General features: G+C 63.3%; 15 protein-coding genes and 7 pseudogenes. 12 read left to right on the plus strand and 10 right to left on the minus strand.

The features are described 5' to 3' along the window. Positions 1-51: 51 nt before the first annotated feature. Complete coding sequence (rarD, locus tag ACUDAL_RS07340; protein WP_444677676.1) at positions 52-990, minus strand: EamA family transporter RarD; 939 nt, start codon at positions 988-990, stop codon at positions 52-54. Between the two features lie 150 nt (positions 991-1,140). On the opposite strand from rarD, the gene ACUDAL_RS07345 reads away from it, so the two are divergent. Both ACUDAL_RS07345 and ACUDAL_RS07350 read left to right on the plus strand, forming a co-directional pair. After that, complete coding sequence (locus ACUDAL_RS07345) at positions 1,141-1,956, plus strand: amidohydrolase (protein WP_444677677.1); 816 nt, start codon at positions 1,141-1,143, stop codon at positions 1,954-1,956. After that, complete coding sequence (locus tag ACUDAL_RS07350; RefSeq protein WP_444677678.1) at positions 1,956-2,651, plus strand: pseudouridine synthase; 696 nt, start codon at positions 1,956-1,958, stop codon at positions 2,649-2,651. Before ACUDAL_RS07345 ends, ACUDAL_RS07350 begins: the two co-directional genes overlap by 1 nt. A 55-nt stretch (positions 2,652-2,706) precedes the next feature. Here ACUDAL_RS07350 and ACUDAL_RS07355 read toward each other — a convergent pair. The 6 genes and pseudogenes from ACUDAL_RS07355 to gloB form a co-directional block, all read right to left on the minus strand. Continuing rightward, positions 2,707-4,304: pseudogene (locus tag ACUDAL_RS07355) on the minus strand (ABC transporter ATP-binding protein). Beyond that, a pseudogene (locus tag ACUDAL_RS07360) lies at positions 4,297-5,373 on the minus strand (ABC transporter permease). The pseudogenes ACUDAL_RS07355 and ACUDAL_RS07360 overlap by 8 nt, the downstream one beginning before the upstream one ends. A 24-nt stretch (positions 5,374-5,397) precedes the next feature. Further along, positions 5,398-6,470: pseudogene (locus ACUDAL_RS07365) on the minus strand (microcin C ABC transporter permease YejB). A 30-nt stretch (positions 6,471-6,500) separates the two neighbouring features. Then, positions 6,501-8,335, minus strand: a pseudogene (locus ACUDAL_RS07370) (extracellular solute-binding protein). Positions 8,336-8,426: 91 nt separating this feature from the next. Further along, the gene (locus tag ACUDAL_RS07375) at positions 8,427-9,587 is read right to left on the minus strand and encodes a transglycosylase SLT domain-containing protein (protein WP_444677679.1); all 1,161 of its coding nucleotides are present in this window, start codon (positions 9,585-9,587) and stop codon (positions 8,427-8,429) included. A 61-nt stretch (positions 9,588-9,648) separates the two neighbouring features. After that, complete coding sequence (gloB, locus tag ACUDAL_RS07380) at positions 9,649-10,416, minus strand: hydroxyacylglutathione hydrolase (RefSeq protein ID WP_444677680.1); 768 nt, start codon at positions 10,414-10,416, stop codon at positions 9,649-9,651. Positions 10,417-10,613: 197 nt separating this feature from the next. Between gloB and ACUDAL_RS07385 the strand changes: the two genes are divergently transcribed. From ACUDAL_RS07385 to nudC, 4 genes and pseudogenes are all read left to right on the plus strand, one after another. Then, on the plus strand, positions 10,614-11,387 hold the full coding sequence (locus tag ACUDAL_RS07385; protein WP_444677681.1) for a methyltransferase domain-containing protein: 774 nt from the start codon (positions 10,614-10,616) through the stop codon (positions 11,385-11,387). After that, positions 11,380-11,870: pseudogene (rnhA, locus tag ACUDAL_RS07390) on the plus strand (ribonuclease HI). The gene ACUDAL_RS07385 and the pseudogene rnhA overlap by 8 nt, the downstream one beginning before the upstream one ends. 16 nt (positions 11,871-11,886) lie before the next feature. Beyond that, a pseudogene (gene dnaQ / locus ACUDAL_RS07395) lies at positions 11,887-12,659 on the plus strand (DNA polymerase III subunit epsilon). Then, positions 12,646-13,437, plus strand: a complete 792-nt coding sequence (gene nudC / locus ACUDAL_RS07400) for an NAD(+) diphosphatase (protein ID WP_444677682.1) — start codon at positions 12,646-12,648, stop codon at positions 13,435-13,437. Before dnaQ ends, nudC begins: the two are co-directional and overlap by 14 nt. Before the next feature lie 116 nt (positions 13,438-13,553). Here nudC and ACUDAL_RS07405 read toward each other — a convergent pair whose 3' ends face one another. Next, positions 13,554-13,865, minus strand: a complete 312-nt coding sequence (locus ACUDAL_RS07405; RefSeq protein ID WP_444677683.1) for an SCP2 sterol-binding domain-containing protein — start codon at positions 13,863-13,865, stop codon at positions 13,554-13,556. Positions 13,866-14,008: 143 nt separating this feature from the next. On the opposite strand from ACUDAL_RS07405, the gene ACUDAL_RS07410 reads away from it, so the two are divergent. Genes ACUDAL_RS07410 through ACUDAL_RS07420 form a run of 3 tightly spaced genes read left to right on the plus strand, consistent with a single transcriptional unit; the run spans position 14,009 to position 15,047 of the window. Next, positions 14,009-14,227 (plus strand): hypothetical protein, encoded by a 219-nt coding sequence (locus ACUDAL_RS07410; protein WP_444677684.1) that lies wholly within the window; start codon positions 14,009-14,011, stop codon positions 14,225-14,227. Next, positions 14,209-14,580 (plus strand): hypothetical protein, encoded by a 372-nt coding sequence (locus ACUDAL_RS07415; protein WP_444677685.1) that lies wholly within the window; start codon positions 14,209-14,211, stop codon positions 14,578-14,580. Before ACUDAL_RS07410 ends, ACUDAL_RS07415 begins: the two co-directional genes overlap by 19 nt. Further along, positions 14,577-15,047 carry a S49 family peptidase gene (locus ACUDAL_RS07420; RefSeq protein WP_444677686.1) on the plus strand — a complete coding sequence of 157 codons (471 nt, stop codon included), beginning with the start codon at positions 14,577-14,579 and terminating at the stop codon, positions 15,045-15,047. Before ACUDAL_RS07415 ends, ACUDAL_RS07420 begins: the two co-directional genes overlap by 4 nt. An 11-nt stretch (positions 15,048-15,058) precedes the next feature. Here the strand turns inward: ACUDAL_RS07420 and ACUDAL_RS07425 are convergent, their stop codons facing one another. Continuing rightward, entirely contained in the window at positions 15,059-15,379 is a 321-nt protein-coding gene (locus ACUDAL_RS07425; protein WP_444677687.1) for an ArsR/SmtB family transcription factor, read from the minus strand. 342 nt (positions 15,380-15,721) lie between these two features. On the opposite strand from ACUDAL_RS07425, the pseudogene ACUDAL_RS07430 reads away from it, so the two are divergent. The 3 genes and pseudogenes from ACUDAL_RS07430 (at position 15,722) to ACUDAL_RS07440 (ending at position 19,250) form a co-directional block, all read left to right on the plus strand. Further along, a pseudogene (locus ACUDAL_RS07430) lies at positions 15,722-17,631 on the plus strand (propionyl-CoA synthetase). A 140-nt stretch (positions 17,632-17,771) separates the two neighbouring features. After that, on the plus strand, positions 17,772-18,443 hold the full coding sequence (locus ACUDAL_RS07435; RefSeq protein WP_444677688.1) for a 7-cyano-7-deazaguanine/7-aminomethyl-7-deazaguanine transporter: 672 nt from the start codon (positions 17,772-17,774) through the stop codon (positions 18,441-18,443). A 27-nt stretch (positions 18,444-18,470) separates the two neighbouring features. Continuing rightward, a complete protein-coding gene (locus ACUDAL_RS07440) occupies positions 18,471-19,250 on the plus strand; it encodes an alpha/beta fold hydrolase (protein WP_444677689.1) in 780 nt (259 codons plus the stop codon). Positions 19,251-19,258: 8 nt separating this feature from the next. Here ACUDAL_RS07440 and ACUDAL_RS07445 read toward each other — a convergent pair whose 3' ends face one another. After that, positions 19,259-20,296 (minus strand): ABC transporter substrate-binding protein, encoded by a 1,038-nt coding sequence (locus ACUDAL_RS07445; RefSeq protein WP_444677690.1) that lies wholly within the window; start codon positions 20,294-20,296, stop codon positions 19,259-19,261. Positions 20,297-20,385 lie beyond the last annotated feature (89 nt).

Below are 20,385 nucleotides of genomic sequence, written 5' to 3' on the forward strand. Positions count from 1 at the left end.
GGAACGGGGCAGGCCGAAGTGCTTGCGCGTGGGGACTCTTAGAGAGGCGGCTCACTGCGGCTTGTGCGGTTCGTCCGTACCGGTGGGTACCAGCACTGGGCGTGGTCGCGTGCTCCATGCTGACCACGAGTAGAGTGCCAAGCCGAGCCAGATCAGCAGAAAGGTCAGCAGCTGAGCGGTGGTCAACGGCTCATGGAAGACCCACAGGGCGATAAAGAACTGGATGCTGGGGTTGAGGTACATCAGAAAACCCAGGGTGGCCAGGCGCAGGCGCCGTGCCGCGCCGGCAAAGGCAAGCAGTGGCAGTGCGGTGATGACCCCGCTAGCGACCAAGAGTATCAAGGTGCGGGGTGCCTCCAGGAAGTGCGACTGGCCAACCAGTGAGAGCCACGCAAGAGTTAGCAGGCCCAGCGGCAGCAGCAGCAGGGTCTCGACGAACAGGCCGGACAGGCCATCGAGCGGAACCCGCTTGCGCAGTAGGCCATAGGTGCCGAAACTGAGCGCCAGTGCAAGGCTGATCCAGGGCAGCACGCCAAGCAGCGAGAGTTGAATGATGATGGCCAGCCCGGCCAGGCCTATCGCCAGTACCTGCAGGCCCGAGATACGTTCACGCAGCACCAGCATCCCCAGCGCTACATTCACTAGCGGCGTAAGAAAGTAGCCAAGGCTTGCCTGCAGTACCTGGCGGGTTTCCACCGAATAGATGTACAGCCCCCAATTGAAGGCGATCAGCAGGGCACAGGCCAAGACTGCACCCAGGCGGCTCGGCTCGCCCAGCGCCTGGCGAATGGGAGCCCAGCGTTTCAGCAGGGTAACCAGCCCCGCCAGGAACAGGCACGACCAGATGATCCGGTGAATCAGGACTTCAAAAGCCGGCACGCCGTCGAAAAGGGCGAAGAACAGCGGAAAGCAACCCCACATCACATAGGCGCCCAAGCCATATGCCACACCGCGAGTGGCGTCTTGTTCACTGGCCGGGCGCGCTGTCATGGGGGCTCTCTCGCGTAAAACCACCAACTTAGCAGGCTATTCGATGGCTGACCATGCCGACATTGCTCGTGCAGCTATTGGCGATGTACTGACGCCACGCGCCCGCTGGGTTAGTCTGAGCCCACGAGTGATACCTGCAAGGGAACCGACATGAGCGACTTACGTGCCACCCTGGTGCAGTGCGATCTGCGCTGGGAAGATGCGCAGGCCAACTGCCAACGACTCGAGGCGCTGCTGGGCGATCTGAGCGGTGAAGACACCGATCTGATCGTGCTGCCCGAAATGTTCTCCACCGGCTTCACCATGAATTCACGCGAAATGGCCGAGCCGATGGGTGAGAGCCGTGCGGTGGCCTGGCTGCAGCAGCAGGCAGCGCAGCGCAACTGCGTGGTGACCGGCAGCGTGGCGGTGCAAGAGGGCGGCCACTACTTCAACCGCCTGGTGTGGGCCCGCCCGGATGGCAGCATCGTCTATTACGACAAGCGGCATCTGTTTCGCATGGCGGGTGAGCATGAGCGCTACTCCATGGGGCATGAGCGTGTGATCGTCACGCTCAAGGGCTTTCGTATCCTGCTGAGCGTTTGCTACGACCTGCGCTTCCCCGTTTGGCTTCGCCAGAGCCCGGCGCCAGGTGAGCACTTCGAATACGATGCCTTGCTGTGCGTGGCCAATTGGCCGGCGCCGCGGCGTCATCCCTGGCGTATCCTGCTGCAGGCGCGCGCCATCGAGAATCTGTGCCCCGTCATCGGGGTGAATCGCGTCGGTGAGGATGCCAACGGCATGCAGTACAGCGGCGATTCCATGCTGGTGGATGTCAAGGGCGAGCCGATCATTGACGAACCGCAGGGCAGCAGCTTCATTCGCACAGCCACGCTGCGTCACGCCGAGCTCGAGGAGTTTCGCCAGAAGTTTCCCGCCTGGCGCGATGCCGACCACTTTTCCCTGGCCGACGGAGTGGGGTTCTGATGCGCCTCGACCGCTTCCTGGCGGAAACGACCGACCTGACCCGCAGCCTGGCCAAAAAGGCGATGCAGCGTGGCGAGGTTCGCGTCAACGGTGAGATCGTCAAGCAGCCGGCGACACATCTCGATCCCACCGATCGGGTGCACTGGAACGATGAACTTCTGGAACTGGTCGGGCTGCGTTACGTGATGCTGCACAAGCCGGCAGGGGTGGAATGCACTTCCCGCAGGGGACTCTATCCGCGTGCCATCGATCTCATTGACCTGCCCAAGGCGGAGCGCCTACAGCCGGTTGGCCGGCTTGACGTGGATACCACCGGACTCGTCCTGCTCACGGATGACGGACAGTGGGCGCACCGGATCACCTCGCCGCGAAAACGCTGTGGCAAGGTGTATCGCGCCAGGCTGGCCGAACCCCTGGCGCACCCAGACGACGCCGTGGTGATTTTTCATGAGGGTATCCTGCTCGAAGGTGAAGAGAAGCCGACGCTGCCGGCAGAGCTCGACGTGCTGTCGCCGACCGAAGTGGCACTGACACTGTACGAAGGCCGCTATCACCAGGTGAAACGCATGTTCGCCGCGCTTGGCAATGCAGTGGTTGACCTGCAGCGGGTGGCAATTGGGCCACTTTCGCTGGATGATCTTGCAGAAGGCGAGTGGCGTACGCTGACGGATGCGGAGGTTGAAGCGTTTCGTTAAGACATTTATACCGTTATCATTCTTGTCCTCACAGACATCGCCAATTTGGGTGGAATCAAGCCTGAGTCGTCAGGCCTGCGGCCGCCACCAGAGCACGCGTATAGTCTTGGGATGGCGCTTCAAGGAGCGACAGGCATTCACCTTCTTCGACCAACGCACCTTCCTTCAAAACCATGACTCGATGTGCCATCGCGCGTACCACCGCCAGGTCATGGCTGATGAACAGGTAACTCAGACCCCGTCGCGCCTGCAGCTCACGCAGCAGCTCGACCAGTTGCTTCTGTACGGTACGATCCAAGGCCGAGGTGGGCTCGTCGAGCACCACCAGCTCAGGTTCGAGAATCAGGGCGCGGGCCACGGCGATCCGCTGGCGCTGGCCACCTGAGAATTCATGCGGATAGCGGGCCGCACAGTCGCTCGGCAGGCCAACTTCCTGCAGCGTCTGCTGTACGCGGGCCACTACGTCCTGCTCACTTAGCTCGGGGCAGTGGAACCGCAGCCCCTCGCTGACGATATCCGATACCGGTAGGCGCGGAGACAGCGAGCCGTAGGGGTCCTGAAACACCACCTGAAAGCGTCGACGACGCGCACGCAGAGCATTTCCGCGCAGGCAGTCCAGCCGCTCGCCGTCGAACACGATCTCCCCACGGCTTTCGACCAGGCGCAGCAGTGCCATCGCCAGCGTCGTCTTCCCCGAACCGGATTCCCCCACGATACCCAGGGTTTCTCCCGGCGCAAGCGTGAGGTCGAGCGGCTTGACGGCCTCGAACGCAGGCGGCCGCTTGGCGAAAAGCCGCTTGGGTCGCTGAAAGCTGACCGACAGCTGGCGTGCCTGCAGCAGCGGGGCGGCGTCGGCCACCGGCTGCGGTCGTCCCACCGGCTCGGCAGCCAGCAGGGTCCGGGTGTAGTCGCTGCGAGGGGCCTGGAACACCTCGGCCACAGGCCCGGTTTCCTGCTCCTTGCCTGCATACAGCACGCAGACGCGATCGGCATGGCGGCGTACCAGATTCAGGTCGTGGGTAATGAAGAGCATGCCCATGCCGTGACGGTCGCGCAGCTCCGCCAGCAAGGCGAGGATCTCCTGCTGCACAGTCACATCCAGCGCCGTGGTGGGCTCATCGGCGATCAACAGTTCTGGGTCGTTGGCGATGGCCATCGCGATCATGACGCGCTGACGCTGGCCGCCGGAGAGCTGGTGTGGCCAGGCATCGAGCAGTTCGCCGGGGCGGGGCAGCTTCACTTGTTCAAGCAGCACGCGCGTACGCTCCCTGGCTTCGCGCCCCGTCAGACCCTGATGCAGCCGCAGCGTTTCGCCGATCTGTTTGGCCACGGTGTGCAGGGGTTGAGCGACGTCATGGGCTCCTGGAATACGAAGCCGACGCGGCCGCCGCGCAGCGCCTGCCAGTCGCGGGATTTAAGGTTGGCCAGGTTCGTCTCACCCAGCCAACGGTCACCGCTGACCTGGGCATTGTCGGGCAGTAGGTTCATGGTGCCGAGTGCCGACACCGACTTGCCCGATCCTGATTCGCCTACCAGGGCCACGGTTTCACCGCGCCGGACGTGGAGCGAAAGCTCCTGAACGACCGGCTTGCCGTCGAAGCTGATGGTGAGCCTGTCGAGGTGCAGCAGGTCGCGAGAGGCGGAATCAGGCATTGGGCTGGGTCCTGGTCAACGGAGTGGCGGTGGGAGCGTGCTGGATATGGCGCGGATCGAAGGCGTCGCGCAGCCCTCGCCGATGAAGACCAGCAGCGAGAGCATCAGTGAAAGGCTGACGAAAGCGGTAATGCCAAGCCAGGGCGCATGCAGGTTGTTCTTGCCTTGGGCCACCAGTTCGCCCAGCGAGGAGAGCCGGGCGGCAGGCCGAAACCGAGGAAGTCGAGCGCGGTCAGGGTGGTGATGGCACCGGTGAACAGGAACGGAATGAAGGTGAGCGTGGCTACCATGGCGTTGGGCAGCACGTGGCGCCACATGATCAGCCGCGACGGCAAGCCCATGGCCCTGGCGGCACGCACGTATTCCAGGTTTCGCGCCCGCAGGAATTCAGCGCGCACCACATCGACAAGCCCTAGCCACGAGAACAGCAGCATGATGCCGAGCAGCCACCAGAACCCGGGCTGCACCAGGCTGGCCAGGATGATCAGCAGGAACAGCACCGGCAGCCCGGACCAGATCTCCGTGAGCCGCTGCCCGATCAGGTCGGTCTTGCCGCCGAAATAGCCCTGTATCCCCCGATGACCACGCCCATGGCCAACGAGCCAGCGGTCAGTACCAGGGCAAAGAATACCGACAGGCGAAAGCCGTAGATGACGCGGGCCAGCACATCCCTGCCTTGGTCATCGGTACCAAGCCAGTGGCGGCGATCCGGTGGCGAAGGGGAGGGCCGCATCATCTGCATGTCCAGCGTCTGGTAGGAGAACGGAATCGGCGGCCAGATGGCCCAGCCGTGCTGCGCGATCTGCGCCTGGATGAACGGATCATGGTAGTCCGTCCGCGTCGGCAGGAAACCGCCAAACTCGGTCTCGGGATAGTCGACCAGCAGCGGCGTGTACCACTGGCCGTCGTAGCGCAGCAGCAATGGCTTGTCGTTGGCGATCAGCTCGGCACCCAGGCTGACGATGAACAGCGCCAGGAAGATCCACAGCGACACGCGCGCCCGGCGGTTCTGGCGAAACACGCGAATGCGGCGCTGCGTGATCGGCGAGAGTGAGGAAAGGCCTTTCATTGGCGGTGAAAACCATGCCATCGGTTAGGACTCCCGTGTCTCGAAATCGATGCGGGGGTCCACCCACACGTAGGTGAGGTCAGACACCAGCTTGAGGATCAGCCCGATCAGGGTATAGAGGAACAGGGTGCCGAAAATGACCGGATAGTCGCGCTGCATGACGGCCTCGAAGCCCAGCAGCCCGAGTCCTTCCAGCGAGAAGATCACCTCGATCAGCAGCGAGCCGGTGAAGAAGATGGTGATCAACGCGCCGGGCAGGCCGGCGATGATGATCAGCATAGCGTTGCGAAAGACATGGCCGTAGAGCGTCCTGCGGTCGCTGGCCCCTTGGCACGAGCGGTCAGCACGTACTGCTTGTGGATCTCGTCCAGGAAGCTGTTCTTGGTCAGCATGGTCAAGGTGGCAAAGCTGCCGATGGTCATGGCCGTGACGGGCAGGGTGATGTGCCAGAAATAATCCTTGATCTTGCCCCAGGTCGACAGCTCGTCGAAATCGGGCGAGGTCAGCCCGCGCAGCGGGAAGAGATCCCAGTAGCTGCCGCCCGCGAACAGTACGATCAGCAGAATGGCGAACAGAAAGCCCGGGATGGCATAGCCGACGATGACCAACCCGGAGCTCCAGACATCGAAGCGCGAGCCGTGCCGCAGCGCCTTGCGTATGCCCAGCGGGATGGAGATCAAATAAACCAACAGCGTGGTCCATAGGCCCAGGGAGATCGACACCGGAAGCCGCTCGATCATGAGATCGACCACCGGCCGGTCGCGAAAGAAGCTGTTGCCGAAATCGAAGGTGGCGTAGTCGCGCATCATGGTCAGGAAGCGCTCATGGGCGGGCTTGTCGAATCCGAACTGCTGCTCGAGTTGTTCGATAAAGCGGGAGTCGATCCCGCGTGCGGCGCGGGATTCATCGCGTATCACCACGTCGCCGCCGCCGGCATCCAGGCGGGTGCTGGCCATGCCATCCATGCCTTCAAAGCGGGCCAGCATCTGGTCGATGGGCCCGCCGGGCGCTGCTTGCACAATGATGAAGTTGAGCAGCATGATGCCGATCAGCGTCGGTACCATGAGCAGCAGGCGTCGGAGAATATAACGGCTCACATTGGCTCCCTGATATAAACGGCAGTGGCCTCAGCGACGCCGCAGGCGTCGATTGAGCTCCGCTTCTCGCTCGATGTCCACCCACCAGGCCGACAGGTCGAGCCCGTAGGTCGGGAAGGGCTCGGGATAGCCGAACTTGTCCCATATCGCGATACGCGTCTCGCCCGAATGGTAGTGGGGGATGGTTATGAACTCCCAGCGCAGCACACGATCCAGCGCCTGCGCGGTTGTGTTCAGCTCCTCGCGGCTCGACGCGCGAATCAGCCGGTCCACTAGCTGATCCACTACCGGATGCTGGAGTCCCATGAGGTTGCGGCTCTGAGGGCTCTCGGCAAACTCGCTGGTCCAGTATTCGCGCTGCTCGTTGCCGGGATTGTTCGACTGCGGAAATTGCCCGGTAATGATCTCGAAGTCGAAGCTGCGCAGGCGATTGAGGTATTGATTGATGTCCACGATGCGCAAGCGGCCCTGGATGCCCAGGCGCGACATGTTGCGCAGCATCGGTTGGACGACTCGCTCCAGCCCGCTATCGAACAGCATCACCTCGATGGTCAGCGGGCGCCCGGTCTCGGCGTTCACCAGTGTCCCGTCGCGTACTTCGTAGCCTGCCTGCAGCAGCAGGTCATAGGCGAGCCTCAGGCGCTCGCGCAGGTCCTCGGGGTGACCGATGGGCAGCGGTTCATCGAAGACCCGCGACGGCAGTCGGTCGGCGAATGGCGCCAGCAGATCCCGCTCCGCTTCACTCGGCAGCCCCTCGGCCTGCATCACCGAGTTCTGAAAATAGCTCTCGGTGCGATAGTAGGAGTCATAGAAGAGGTTGGCGTTCAGCCAAGGAAAGTCGAACGTCAGGTTGAGCGCTTCGCGGACGCGAGGGTCCTGAAACTTCTCTTGGCGCAGGTTGAAGACGAAGGCCTGCATCCTGGACGGATGGCCATCGGGCACGGTGATTCGGCGGACCAGGCCGTCCCGGTAGGCAGGAAAGTCATAGCCGATCGCCCAAGTGGCGGCCCGCGCATCGATGCGATAGTCCATCACGCCGGCCTTGAACGCTTCCCAGGCGATGTCGCGATCCCGGTAGTAGTCGAAGACCAGGCGGTCGATGTTGTGGCGGCCGCGGTTCACCGGCAGGTCGCGAGCCCAGTAGTCCTCGACGCGCTGGTAGACGATGCGCCTGCCGGGTTCCACCTCGGCGATGCGATAGGGGCCGGAACCCGGGTGACGCGCCAGCGTCGGTGCGGTGAAATCGCGCGACTCCCAGTAATGCTTCGGCAAGATTGGCAGTTGGCCGACGATCAGCGGCAGCTCGCGGGAGTCATTGTTGGAGAATTCGAAGCGCACCCGGTGGCGATCGAGCGCCTCGACGCGCTCTACGTCGGCGTAATAGGCCCGGTAGAAGGGGTTGGCCTGCTCGATCAGCAGGTAAAAGCTGAAGACCACGTCTTCGGCGGTCACCGCCTCGCCATCGTGGAAGCGGGCCTCGGGGCGAAGGTCGAACTCGATCCAGTAGCGCTCGGGGTCGAGCCGCATTCCTGAAGCGAGCAGGCCGTAGACGCTGAAAGGCTCGTCGAGATTCTCGACCAGCAGGGTGTCGTAGATTTCGCCCACACCGATGGCAGGGGTGCCGCGAATGATGAAGGGGTTGGTCGAGTCGAAGCTGCTGCCCACCGCGGCCTGGGTCATGGTGCCGCCCTTGGGTGCCTCGGGGTTCACATACGGGAAGTGGGGAAGTCGGCGGCGAGCGCCGGTTCGTCGTACAACGACAGGCCGTGAACGGTAACGGCCTCTGTGGCCTCGTCCGCCAGAGCGAGTGGCGCCCAGGCGATAAGTGAAAGGCTGAGGAAAAGGCTATGAATGACAAACCGCATCAATGACTTCCTTGATGGCCACCGCCCATGCAGGCAATGGCCATAAGGTGTCAGGCCCACTGTGCATTGTAAACCTTTACTTCAGTCCCGCTCAGCGTGCGGCCAGGCTGCGGCGCGGAATCTCCAGCGCCTGGCCGATCTGGATGACATCGCCATTTAGGCCATTGTGCTGTCGCAGCTCCACCAGGCTCACGCCGTGGAGCGAGGCAATCGCCGACAGGCTGTCTCCCCGCTGCACGATGTAACGCTCCGTGCTGCCGGGCCCAGGCTCGACGCTCGGTGCGGTGAGGCGTGCCAGTACTGCCTCTTCATGCTCGATGGGCACCAGCACCACCTCTGCCGTTGCGGGGCTGGCCTGGCCGTTGGTCAGCCCGGGATTGAGCGCACGCAGCTCGCGGCTGTCCACGCCCGTGGCCGCCGCAAGCTGCTGCAGATTGATTACCGTTTCGACCGGCACCTTGGCGAAGGCGGGTGCATCGTCGATATCGGGCAGCACAACGCCGTGCTGTTCGGGCTCGGCGATGATAGCGGCGATCGCATACAGCTTGGGCAGGTAGTGCATGGTCTCGTTCGGTAGGCTGAGGTGCCAGTAGTCGTTCGGCGCACCCTGTGCCGCCGCACTGTGGCGCGCCCGGTTCACCGTACCCGCTCCGGCATTGTAGGCCGCCAGCGACAGTTCGATATCGCCGTCGTACCACTGTTCGGCCTGCAGTTCGATGTAATCCAGCGCCGCCTGGGTGGAAGCGATAACATCGAGGCGGCCATCGTAGCCACCCTGGCTGCGCAGCCCCAGGGCCGTTGCCGTTCCCGGCATGAACTGCCACAGGCCCGCGGCACCGCGATGGCTCAGCGCGTGGGGGTCGAAGGCACTTTCGATGAAAGGAATCAGGGAGATTTCGCCCGGCAGGCCCCTCAGCTCCACCTGTTCATTGATCCAGAAGAGCCAGGGGCGGGCCCGCTCGACAATGCCAAGAACGTTGGCCGGGTTGGAGCGGTAGTAATCGATCCAGTGCTGCACGCGTTCATGCTGGTAGCGATCCTGCCACTGCAGATTGTCGCGCAGTCGCTCCCAGGTGTCGCCGGGTTGCGCTCTCAGTTGGAGATCGTCCCAGAAGTGGTGGGTGGGGATCGGCTGCAAGGCCCCGAACGCCGGGGCCGCCTGTACGTTTAGTCCGGGTAAGGCGGTAGCGCCGAGCGCCGCCAGCAGGCTGGCAAGGCAAATGGCCCGGCGCCGAGTCGTTCGAAACGTCATGTTTCCCTCTCCAGTTCGCAGCTGCGGTTGGCTGAAGGGCGGGTGGCAATGGTGTGGCGCATCAGAATCTATCCTTCCAGGCACGCAGGGTGGCGAAGGTGGCTTCGTCGGTATCGGTTCCGCCATGCTGTGCCGCGGCGGCCCGCACCCCGGCGTCGGCAGTGCGCAGAAACGGATTGATGCGCTTTTCACGAGCCAAATTGCTGGGCAGCGTGGGGCGGTCGAGCTCTCTGGCGAGCATCGTGTCGGCTAGCGCCGTGCGCACATCGCTGTTGTCGGGGTCGGCCGCACGCGCAAATTCAAGATTGGCGCGCGTGTATTCGTGAGCGGCGAACACCAGCGTATCGGCGGGCAGCTCGGCAAGACGCTGCAGCGAATGGAACATCTGCTGCGGCGTGCCTTCGAACAACCGGCCGCAGCCACCTGAGAAGAGGGTGTCGCCACAGAACAGTAGCGGTGGAATGCCGGCAGTGAAGAAGGCGATATGGTCCAACGTGTGGCCCGGCACCTCGAACACATCGAATTGTCGGCCGAGCACGCGGCAGCTGTCGCCTTCGCCGACGTGTTCGTCGATACCCTGGATATGCGGATTACGGGGGCCGATCACATGGGGGGCATAGCGCTCGATGAGTTCCGTTAGGCCGCCGATATGATCCGGGTGGTGATGTGTGACTAGAATAGTGGTTAGCGATAGGTTCTCTCGCTCCAACATCTGGATCACCGGGCGGGCATCGCCGGGGTCCACGACGCATACGTCGGGGCTCGAATCCTGTCGCAACAGCCAGATATAGTTGTCGCTAAAAGCGGGAATCGGTGTCACGCTGAGCATGGTCAGACTGTCCTCGTCGCGTCGTCAACCGTTTTGTGCCGGGTCGTGCGGCCGCAGCATGGCTCCGTTGCAGTGGAACGACGAAGAGAGCGGCCGAGGGGCATCGCGAAGGCGGTGGAAATCGCCAATGTCATCTATCTTGGTTGCAAAACCGCTGATCTTGGAGGCTTTGGTCGTCAATGTCAAATCCGCAAGCCATGCTGACTCTCGCGCAACTCTACCGCGAGGGACGGCGCTACTGGTCGAGTGCGGACGGCATCGCCCACTGGAAGAGTGAACGAGCCTGTCTGGGCCCGGTCTGCGAACGCCTGCACGGCGGCCACAGCCTGGAGCTCGGCATGGCCCCTTCGCTGATTGATATGTCACCGATCCGCCATAGCATGCGCTGGGCACCCAGCGTCGAACTTTCCGAACAGCCCTCCACCCTGGTCTGCGAGCCCGATGCGCTGCCGCTGCCCGACGAGAGCCTTCACCTGGTGCTCGTGCATCATTTGCTGGAAGTCGCACCGAGCCCTCACCGCCTGCTGCAGGAGGCCGCTCGGATCACCGCCGACGACGGCTGCCTGATCATCCTCGGCTGGGCACCGATGGGGTTGTCCGGCCTGTCGCGACTCTATCCCGGGCGCCGTGACCGACTGCCCTGGCGCGGCAGCTGGCGTACCCCGGCCAAGCTGCGCGACTGGCTTGCGTTTGTCGATTTCCGCATCGAACGGGTAGACTACTGCGGCTTTCACCTGCCGGGCCGCATGCCCGGCAATGCGTCGCTGGAAACCCTGGGGCGTCGACACAATGTGCCCCTTGGAGACAGCTACATCATCCGTGCAAGGCGCAGCACCAAGCTGGCTCAGATCCAGCGTCCGCGGCTGCGGTTGGGCAGCGCGCTAGGCGGGGGTGCGCTGGGACATGCCTCCTCTCGGGTGGCGCGGCGCGCCCAGGAAACCACCAGCAAAAGGACCGCAGAGGTTGAGTGACACCCCAAACGCTACGCCGCTTCCCGACGTCATCGTCTACACTGATGGCGCCTGTCGCGGCAACCCCGGGCCCGGCGGCTGGGGGCCGTGCTGATCAGCGGCAAGCATGAAAAGACCCTCAATGGCTTCGAGCCGGCCACCACCAACAACCGCATGGAACTGATGGCTGCCATCATGGCGCTGCGCGCGCTGAAGCGGCGCTGCCAGGTACAGCTGTGGACCGACTCGGAGTACCTGCGGCGCGGCATCACCGAGTGGATCCATGGCTGGCAGAAGCGCGGATGGAAGACCGCGGCACGCCAGCCGGTAAAGAATGCCGAGCTGTGGCAGGCCCTACTGGAAGAAACCCAGCGCCACGACATGTCCTGGCACTGGGTGAAGGGCCACAGTGGCCACCCTGGCAACGAGCGTGCCGACGCGCTGGCCAACGCCGCTATCGATGCCCACGGACCGGCCAGGCGTACCGTACGCAACCCTACGTAAACGAAAGAGCAGCGTCATGCGTCAGATCGTACTGGATACCGAAACGACCGGTATCGATCCCCGCGAGGGACATCGCCTTATCGAGATTGGCGCCATCGAAATGATCAACCGGCGCTTTACGGGCAGGACGTACCATCAGTACATCAACCCAGAGCGTGAAGTTGAAGCCGAGGCCATCCAGGTGCACGGCATTACCAACGAATTTCTGGCCGACAAGCCGGTGTTTGCCGCCATTGCCGATGAGTTCTGGGAATTCGTGCGCGGTGCGGAGCTCGTGATTCACAATGCCGCCTTCGATGTCGGCTTCATTGATCACGAGTTCTCGCGGCTGCAGGCGCAGCGCGGTGAACCTCGGCTCGGCCCTGTCGCTGCACACTGCGAGGTACTGGATACCCTGCAGTTGGCCCGCGACCGCCATCCGGGCCAGCGCAACAACCTCGATGCGCTGTGCAAACGCTACGAGATCGACAACGGTCGTCGGGTGCTGCACGGCGCCCTGCTTGACGCTGAAATCCTGGCGGAAGTGTATCTGGCCATGACGGGCGGCCAGACCGCACTGACGCTGGACGCGGACGAAGGGGCAGGGGCGAGGCCATGGCCAAAGGCCACGCCATTCGACGCCTGTCGCTGCCGGCGGGCGCACTACGAGTGGTTCGGCCGGCTACGGTTGAGCTAACTGCTCATGAGGCCAAGCTGGCCCAGATCCGCAAGGTCGCCGGGGTGTGCCACTGGGATGCATTGAACGCTGAGGCCAGCACAACGGAAGTGGTGCCTGATGCTGCGCCGTGAGCTGCCCCTGGAGCGTGCTGGCAGGGTGATACGCATTGCGGAAGGCCGCATAGCGCCCGGCCCGGAGGGCCTGCTACTGCAGCCTGCTCAACCCTGGAGCGCGGCCATGCAGCCGCTGTGTTACTGGCATGATGAACCTGTTGCCCTGGCACTCGATACTTGTGCTGAAACGCACTGGCCCAGCGGGCGCGACTGGCTGGCTCGGTTGCCGGAGTCGTACTTTCCGCTGATTTCCACGGCGTTGCAGGTTGCCGCCTGGCTGAACGACCATCGTTTCTGTGGCCGCTGTGGCACTGCCGCCGCTCCGCTGGATGCCGAGTTCGCCATGCATTGCCAGCAGTGCGGACACCGCAACTACCCGCGCATCTCACCCTGCATCATCACCCTGGTGACCCATGGAGATGCCATGCTGCTGGCCCACAGCCCACGCTTTCCGCCGGGGCGCTTTTCCACCCTGGCAGGCTTTATCGAGCCGGGGGAATCGGCCGAGGAGGCCGTGCACCGAGAGGTGTTCGAGGAGGTGGGCGTGACGGTAGGCCGAGTGCGCTATTTTCGCAGCCAGGCGTGGCCGTTCCCCCATGCGCTGATGCTGGGTTTCTTTGCCGAGGCGGCCAGCCGGCGCATTCGCATCGATGGGGTGGAAATCGACGATGCGGCCTGGTTCATGCCGAGCCGGCTGCCTCAGCTGCCGCCACCCTATTCCATCTCGCGCGCGCTGATCGAGACGCACCTTGCCGAAGTAAGCGGTCAGCCGCGCCCAAGCGCAGCCACGACATGAGATAGCGCGAAAGGAGGGATAAAGCAAAGCGGTCCGCCCAGAGGTGGCCCGCTTTGTTTTGTCTGGCTTTGCTTTTCCCGGCTTTGTTTTAAAGCTGCCCGGCTTGGCGTCGTGTATCAGCGCTTGGGGAACAGGCTGGTCAGCTTGGTAGCCAGCATCACGTTGCCGGTCGCCTTGAGCTTGCCGGTCATGAAGGCCGTCATGCCGTTAACCTCGCCATTCATGATGCCTTTCAGCGTCTCGGAACTCATCGAAAGAGATACGGAGGGGTCATCGTGCTCGCCTTCCTCGATGTTCAGGCTGCCATCCTTCACCACCAGGTAATGGCTGCCGTTGTCGCTGAAGTGAAATTGGAACACGTCATCCATGCCTTTGGCAGCCTGGGGATCGAAGCGGGACTGCAGCTTTTCAAAGATCGAGTTCGACATGTGAGGCATTCCTCCGTCAGGGGTTTGGGCATAAGGCTAGAGGGTTAGGAGGGTATTTCAAACAATCGTTTCAATCAAGCCCATTGTGCTGACCGACGCCTCGCGTCAGGATGATGAAAAGCTGAGAAAGTGGAGTCGTGCCAGTGAATGAATGGTTGATGGATATCGGTCGGTTTGCCGCCCAGTTGACAATCCTGACGTTAGTGCTGGGCATAGTCATCGCGGTGCTTGCGCGCGCCAGAAGCGAGGCGGGAAGCGACAGGCTGCGCCTGCGCATTGAAGAGCTGAACCAGCGTTACGAACATCGCCGCCGCCGGCTGGCTTGGCGGCTGCCGAACCCAGCTTGCGCAAGCGCCTGCTGAAGGGCTTTCGGCGCGACGACAAGCAGCGTTTCAAGGCCTCGAAAGAGCAGGCGAAGCCGAGGGCGACCGTGTGGGTGCTTGATTTTCGCGGTGACATCAAGGCCAACGGGGTGCAGCGCCTCGCCGAAGAAATCTCGGCCGTGCTGGCAGCGGCGAGCGATGGTGACGAGGTGGTGCTGCGCCTGGAGTCGCCAGGCGGGCTGGTACACGCCTATGGCCTGGCCGCCGCCCAGGTGGAACGGCTCAAGGAGGCCCGTCTCACCGTGACGGTATGCGTGGACAAGGTCGCCGCCAGCGGCGGCTATCTCATGGCCTGTGCCGCCGACCAGTTGCGTGCTGCCCCTTCGCCGTGATTGGCTCGATTGGCGTCGTTGCCCAGCTGCCCAACCTGCATCGCCTGCTCAAGCGCCACGATATTGACGTCGAATTGCTGACCGCTGGTGAGTACAAGCGCACCCTGACCGTGTTCGGCGAGAATACCGACGAGGGACGGGATAAGTTCCAGTCCGACCTGGAGCACACCCACCAACTTTTCAAGGCGCATGTCGCCAGGCATCGACCGGGGCTGGATATCGAAGCTGTTGCTACCGGCGAGATTTGGTACGGTCGCGATGCCTTGGAAAAGGGCATGATCGATGCGCTGGGTACCAGCGAGGCCTACTTGATGTCACGCCTGCCGCAAGCGCGTGTGCTCAGCGTCCGGCTGGAGGCGCGCAATAACCTGGGAGGGCGACTGGGCATGGCGGTGTCCAATGGCATCGAGGCAGGTCTGGAGCGCATCTTGGAGCGCCTTGACGCGGGACGCTGGGAAAAGAAGTGATGCGCCGTGCGCTAGAGCTGCTGGAGTCTGGCCAGCGTTTCCACCACCTTGCGTGCCTGTTCGCCCAGCAGCGAATAGTAGATGGTCTGCGATGCCCTTCGCGTGTTGACCAGGCCTTCGCGGCGGAGAATCGCCAGATGCTGGGAAAGCGCGGACTGGCTAAGCGCTAGGCGCTGGTTGAGCTCGGTGACCGAGAGCTCCGTGTCGTCGAGAAGGCACAGGATGCGCAATCGGTTTTCGTTGGCCAGCGCCTTCAGCAGCGCGGTGGCCTGGTCGATGGCCGGGTCGCCGGCGGCGAGAAGACGCGTCGCTGCGCTGTGCGAAGTGCTCATGGTCATCTCCTCGAACGGGCCCGGAGGGCTCCCCAGGCGAATGACGTGTCAATGGCGTGAAGGCAGGCGCTGCTGGCCGGTGCTCCTGCTTCAGCTCGGGTGCAGCACACATGATTCATGCCATTACTGATTTAGTTATCATTGATAGGGAAGCGACGGCTGTCAAACGAAGATTCAACTTAAGTGGTGCAAGGTGCGTCTCGATAGCTGCAATATTGTCGACAATTTAGGTTGGATAAAGGGAGGAGAGCGCCAGATTAGCCGATGGTATGAAGGTAATTCCTCAGGATTTCTCTAGAGTGTCAACAATTCCTGTAACGCCACGATGCTGGATAGACGCTCATGACAACCTATAACGCCACCTTTCGTCAGTCGATTGATCAGCCTGAAGCCTTCTGGCAGGAGCAGTCGGGTCGCATACCCTGGTTCACTCCGCCCAGCAAGATCCTTGATTACGATGACCAAGGCCATGCCCGCTGGTTTGTCGACGGCGAACTCAATCTGTGTCATGCCGCCCTGGACCACCATGTGGATAATGGTCGCGCCGATCAGCCGGCCATTTACTGGGACTCCCCGTCAGCGGCAAGAAGCGCACCCTGACCTATCGCGAAATGCGCGACGAGGTGGCCCTGTTCGCCGGTGCATTGCAGTCGCTCGGGGTCGAGAAGGGCGACCGTGTGGTCATCTACATGCCGATGGTGCCGGAAGCGCTGGTGGCAATGTATGCCTGTGCCCGCCTGGGTGCGATCCATTCGGTGGTATTCGGGGGCTTCGCCCCGCATGAGTTGGCGGTGCGTATCGACGATGCACAGCCCAAGGTGGTGGTGGCGGCATCGTGCGGTATCGAGGTTGATCGCGTCATCTCCTACAAGCCCATCATCGATGCTGCCATCGAGCAGAGCGAGCACAAGCCCCAGGCCTGCGTCGTGCTGCAGCGGGAACAGCTCCAGGCGGCGCTGGGCGAAAAAGACCACGACTGGGCGGCGCTCACGGCCCAGGCCACGCCGGCAGCGTGTGTGCCGGTAAAGGCAACCGACCCGCTGTACGTACTCTATACCTCGGGCACCACGGGCAAGCCCAAGGGCGTGGTGCGCGACACCGGCGGCTATGCCGTGGCGCTGCACTACTCCATGGAAGCGATCTACGACGTGGCGCCGGGCGACGTGTTCTTTTCGGCGTCCGACGTGGGCTGGGTGGTGGGGCACTCCTACATCGTCTACGCCCCGCTGCTGCGCGGTTGCACCACGGTCGTCTACGAAGGCAAGCCGGTCAAGACACCCGACGCTGGGGCGTTCTGGCGACTGATCAGCGAATACCGGGTCAAGAGCTTCTTCACCGCCCCGACCGCCTTCCGGGCGATCAAGAAGGAGGACCCGGACGGCAAGCTGCTGGAGCAGTACGACATCTCCTGCCTGAAGGCGCTGTTCCTGGCCGGCGAGCGCCTCGATCCGCCGACCTTCCACTGGCTCGATGACCTGCTCGACGTGCCGGTGATCGACCATTGGTGGCAGACCGAGACCGGCTGGCCGATCGCTGCCAACCTGCATGGCCTCGACCCGATGCCGACCAAGGCCGGGAGTGCCACGGTGCCGGTGCCCGGTTTCGACGTGCAGATCCTCGATCGCGAAGGCGAGCAAGCCAAGGCGATGGAGCAGGGTAGCGTGGTCATCAAGCAGCCGCTGCCGCCCGGATGCTTGGTCGGTGTATGGGGAGACCCACGGCGCTTCCACAGTGCCTACATGGCGGCCTACCCGGGCTATTACCTGACCGGTGACGGCGGCTATTTCGACCAGGATGGCTACCTCTTCATCATGGGCCGCACCGATGACGTGATCAACATCGCCGGCCATCGCCTCTCGACCGGCGAGATGGAAGAGGTCGTTGGTGCCCACAAGGCCGTCGCGGAGTGCGCGGTGATCGGCATCCATGACGCGCTCAAGGGCCAGCTTCCGGTCGGGCTGGTCATCCCCAAGGATGGCTTCGACGGCGATGAAGTGGCGCTGGAAAACGAGCTGATCGCACTGGTCCGCGACAAGATCGGCCCGATCGCCTGCTTCAAGCAGGTGCTGGTGGTGAACCGGCTGCCCAAGACCCGCTCGGGCAAGATCCTACGCAAGCTGCTGCGCAATATCGCCGATGGCCAGGAATTCGGCGTACCGTCGACCATTGATGACCCGGCGAGCCTGCAGGATGTTCACGAAGCCATGAAGGCGCGCGAAATCGGAGCCGCGCACCAAGCCCGCCAGGTCTGAGCCTGCCGGGATTGCAACGCCGCCCCCGGGGCGGCGTTTCACGTCAGGGTGGATTGGCCACGCTCCACGGCAGTGCGTATAATCCGCGCCTCGAGAAACCGAGGGTTCCCTTACCCCTCATCCGCAAAAAAGGAAAGCTCATGTTCGTCCTGACCGAAGTGCAGCAGCGACGCTGCGTTGCGCTGCTTGTCACGTTTCATATTGTCGTCATTGCCGCCAGCAACTATCTGGTCCAGCTTCCCTTCACGCTATTCGGTTTTCATACCACCTGGGGAGCCTTTAGCTTTCCCTTCATCTTCCTGGCCACCGACCTGACGGTACGCCTGTTCGGCAAGGAGCCGGCGCGGGCTATCATTACTCGCGTCATGCTGCCGGCACTGATCATCTCGTACGTCGTATCCGTGGTATTTCCCCGCGGCGGCTATGCGGGGATTGAGGCGCTGGGCGAGTGGAACCTGTTCGTGGCACGTATTGCCCTGGCCAGCTTCATGGCCTATGTCCTGGGTCAGCTGCTGGACGTTCAGGTGTTCGACCGGCTGCGCGGACTGCGCGCCTGGTGGGTGGCGCCAGCGGTATCGACCGTATTCGGCAACCTGGCGGATACGGCGGCCTTCTTCTCGATGGCCTTCTACCGCAGCCCCGACCCCTTCATGGCGGCCAACTGGATGGAAATCGCCGTGGTCGACTATGTGATCAAGCTCGCCATCAGCCTGCTGTTCTTCCTGCCGCTTTACGGCGTGCTGCTGGCATGGCTCAGCCGCCGGCTGGTAGACCTCACCGGGAAGCAGGAGCTGACACCCCAGCGCACCTGACCCCACAACCGACCCAGGGAGACATGCATGACGGTCGAACTCGCTTTTACCGATACCGGAGGAGAGGGCATTCCGCTGGTGGTGGTCCATGGGCTGCTGGGCAGCGCCGACAACTGGCGCTCCCACGTCAAGCAGTGGCAGCAGGCGCGGCGCGTCGTGGCCGTTGACCTGCGCAACCATGGTCGCTCACCCCATGCCGAGGGCATGCACTATGCGCAGATGGCAGGGGACCTGCTGGCTCTGATGGATTCGCTGGCTATCGAGCGCGCCCACCTTCTCGGGCACTCCATGGGCGGCAAGGTGGTAATCAGCCTGGCACGACTGGCTCCTGAGCGGGTGGCCTCGCTGATCGTGGCCGACATTGCGCCTCTGCCCTATTCCCACGGCCATGACGCCGTGTTCGCCGGGCTTCGCTCCGTCGACGCGGGCAAGCCGGCGTCGCGGCGGGAGGCCGATGAGCTGCTGGCCGAGCACGTTGAGGACCGCGCGACGCGGCTGTTCCTTGCCACCAATTTGGAGCGCGGCGAGCAGGGCCTTGAATTGCGTATCGGCCTGCGGCAGATCGAAGCGGGGTACAGCGATATCATGCAGGGGCCGGCCGGTGAGGGAGCCTATGAAGGGCCAACCCTGCTGCTGCGGGGCGGGCGCTCCCACTACGTGACCGACGCGATGCGCCCGGAGATCCTGGCGGTGCTGCCCCAGGCGGAAATTCGCACGCTGGAGCAGGCGGGGCACTGGCTGCATGCCGAGCAGCCTGAGGCCTTCCAGGCCGAAGTCAACGCCTTCCTGGCGCAGCAGCGGGCGTAACCCGCTGCTCAGGGCGCCTGGCCGTCGAGATCGACAGTCAGGCGTTCTGCCGGCGTGCCTCGCTCCAGCAGGCCCGCCTCCAGCAGATAGTGGTCGAAGCGCCGATACCGGCCCAGGTCGACCGCGGCGGGGCGCAATGCCAGCCGCGGCATGATGTCCTTCCAGGTTTCACGCAGGTTGGGGTCATTCAGCAAGGGCTCCGCTTCCGCCATGATCGACCAGGCTTTCTCAGGATGGTTAACGATCCACATGGCGGCCTCTTCCAGTGCGGCGACCACATACCGTATGGCGTCGCGCTTGCCGTTGATCTGGTCGCGATTGGCCATGAGGATTAGCCCATCATGCGGCGGAAGGCCCAGTTCCTCAACGGGCAGCAGTCGGGTCGCGATGCCCTCGTCCGCCCATTGGCGCGGTGGCAGGAAGCGCTTATGCAGCAGCATGGCGCCTACTTCGCCTTCACGAAGCGCAGTGAGCACACCGTAGTTGACCTCGCGCGTCTCGACCAGGTCGAGGGCCGCGCTGATATCCATCAAGTGGGCAAGGGCGCGTGCCAGCAGAATGTCACGGCCGTCCTGGTCGATATAGCCGAAGGTCAGCGTCTCGTAACTGATTTCGGAGGGAGAGCCCGCTAGGACGGATTCCCGCAAGGCCAGGCCTGCCATGGGCGTGTCGACCAGGGTAGCCACGCGAACGAGCGGAAGCCCCTGGTCGGCCAGCAGGTGCAGCTGCGTCTGGCGCCCGACGACCAGGTCGGTCCTGCCGGCCGCCAGCAGCTTCGCCGGTACGCTGGGGTCGGCGGGGGTGGCCAGGGCGACTTCCAGCCCGCGGCGCTTGAACATACCCTTTTCGCGCGCGATGAGCAGCAAGGCGTGTTCAGGGCCCGGGTACCAGTCAAGCGTCACCTCCAGCCTTTTAACCGGCGGGGGCACCAGTGGTTCGGCGGGCGCGCTGATCACCAGTGGCACTTCAGGGCTTGCCACGGTGGCCGGCGCGTCTTCGAGTATTGTCTTCTCGGCTGGCCTTGCACTCAGCGCAGCGCTGGGCACGAGCAGGCGGAGGAACGAGGGCCCGTCGACTACGGGGGCACCGCAACCAGAGGCGTGGGCGGCGGAGAGGCCAAGGCTTCCGTCGGCAG

This window comes from Halomonas sp. E19 (genome assembly GCF_052439355.1).
Classification (GTDB): Bacteria; Pseudomonadota; Gammaproteobacteria; order Pseudomonadales; family Halomonadaceae; genus Halomonas.

Coding starts and splice junctions, on each gene's coding strand:
- gloB (WP_444677680.1), bottom strand. CDS start 10,416: ATGCTCAGCGTGACACCGATTCCCGCTTTTAGCGACAACTATATCTGG.
- ACUDAL_RS07425 (WP_444677687.1), bottom strand. CDS start 15,379: ATGAGCACTTCGCACAGCGCAGCGACGCGTCTTCTCGCCGCCGGCGAC.
- nudC (WP_444677682.1), top strand. CDS start 12,646: ATGCTGCGCCGTGAGCTGCCCCTGGAGCGTGCTGGCAGGGTGATACGC.
- ACUDAL_RS07405 (WP_444677683.1), bottom strand. CDS start 13,865: ATGTCGAACTCGATCTTTGAAAAGCTGCAGTCCCGCTTCGATCCCCAG.
- ACUDAL_RS07435 (WP_444677688.1), top strand. CDS start 17,772: ATGTTCGTCCTGACCGAAGTGCAGCAGCGACGCTGCGTTGCGCTGCTT.
- ACUDAL_RS07350 (WP_444677678.1), top strand. CDS start 1,956: ATGCGCCTCGACCGCTTCCTGGCGGAAACGACCGACCTGACCCGCAGC.
- ACUDAL_RS07375 (WP_444677679.1), bottom strand. CDS start 9,587: ATGACGTTTCGAACGACTCGGCGCCGGGCCATTTGCCTTGCCAGCCTG.
- ACUDAL_RS07385 (WP_444677681.1), top strand. CDS start 10,614: ATGCTGACTCTCGCGCAACTCTACCGCGAGGGACGGCGCTACTGGTCG.
- ACUDAL_RS07440 (WP_444677689.1), top strand. CDS start 18,471: ATGACGGTCGAACTCGCTTTTACCGATACCGGAGGAGAGGGCATTCCG.
- ACUDAL_RS07345 (WP_444677677.1), top strand. CDS start 1,141: ATGAGCGACTTACGTGCCACCCTGGTGCAGTGCGATCTGCGCTGGGAA.
- rarD (WP_444677676.1), bottom strand. CDS start 990: ATGACAGCGCGCCCGGCCAGTGAACAAGACGCCACTCGCGGTGTGGCA.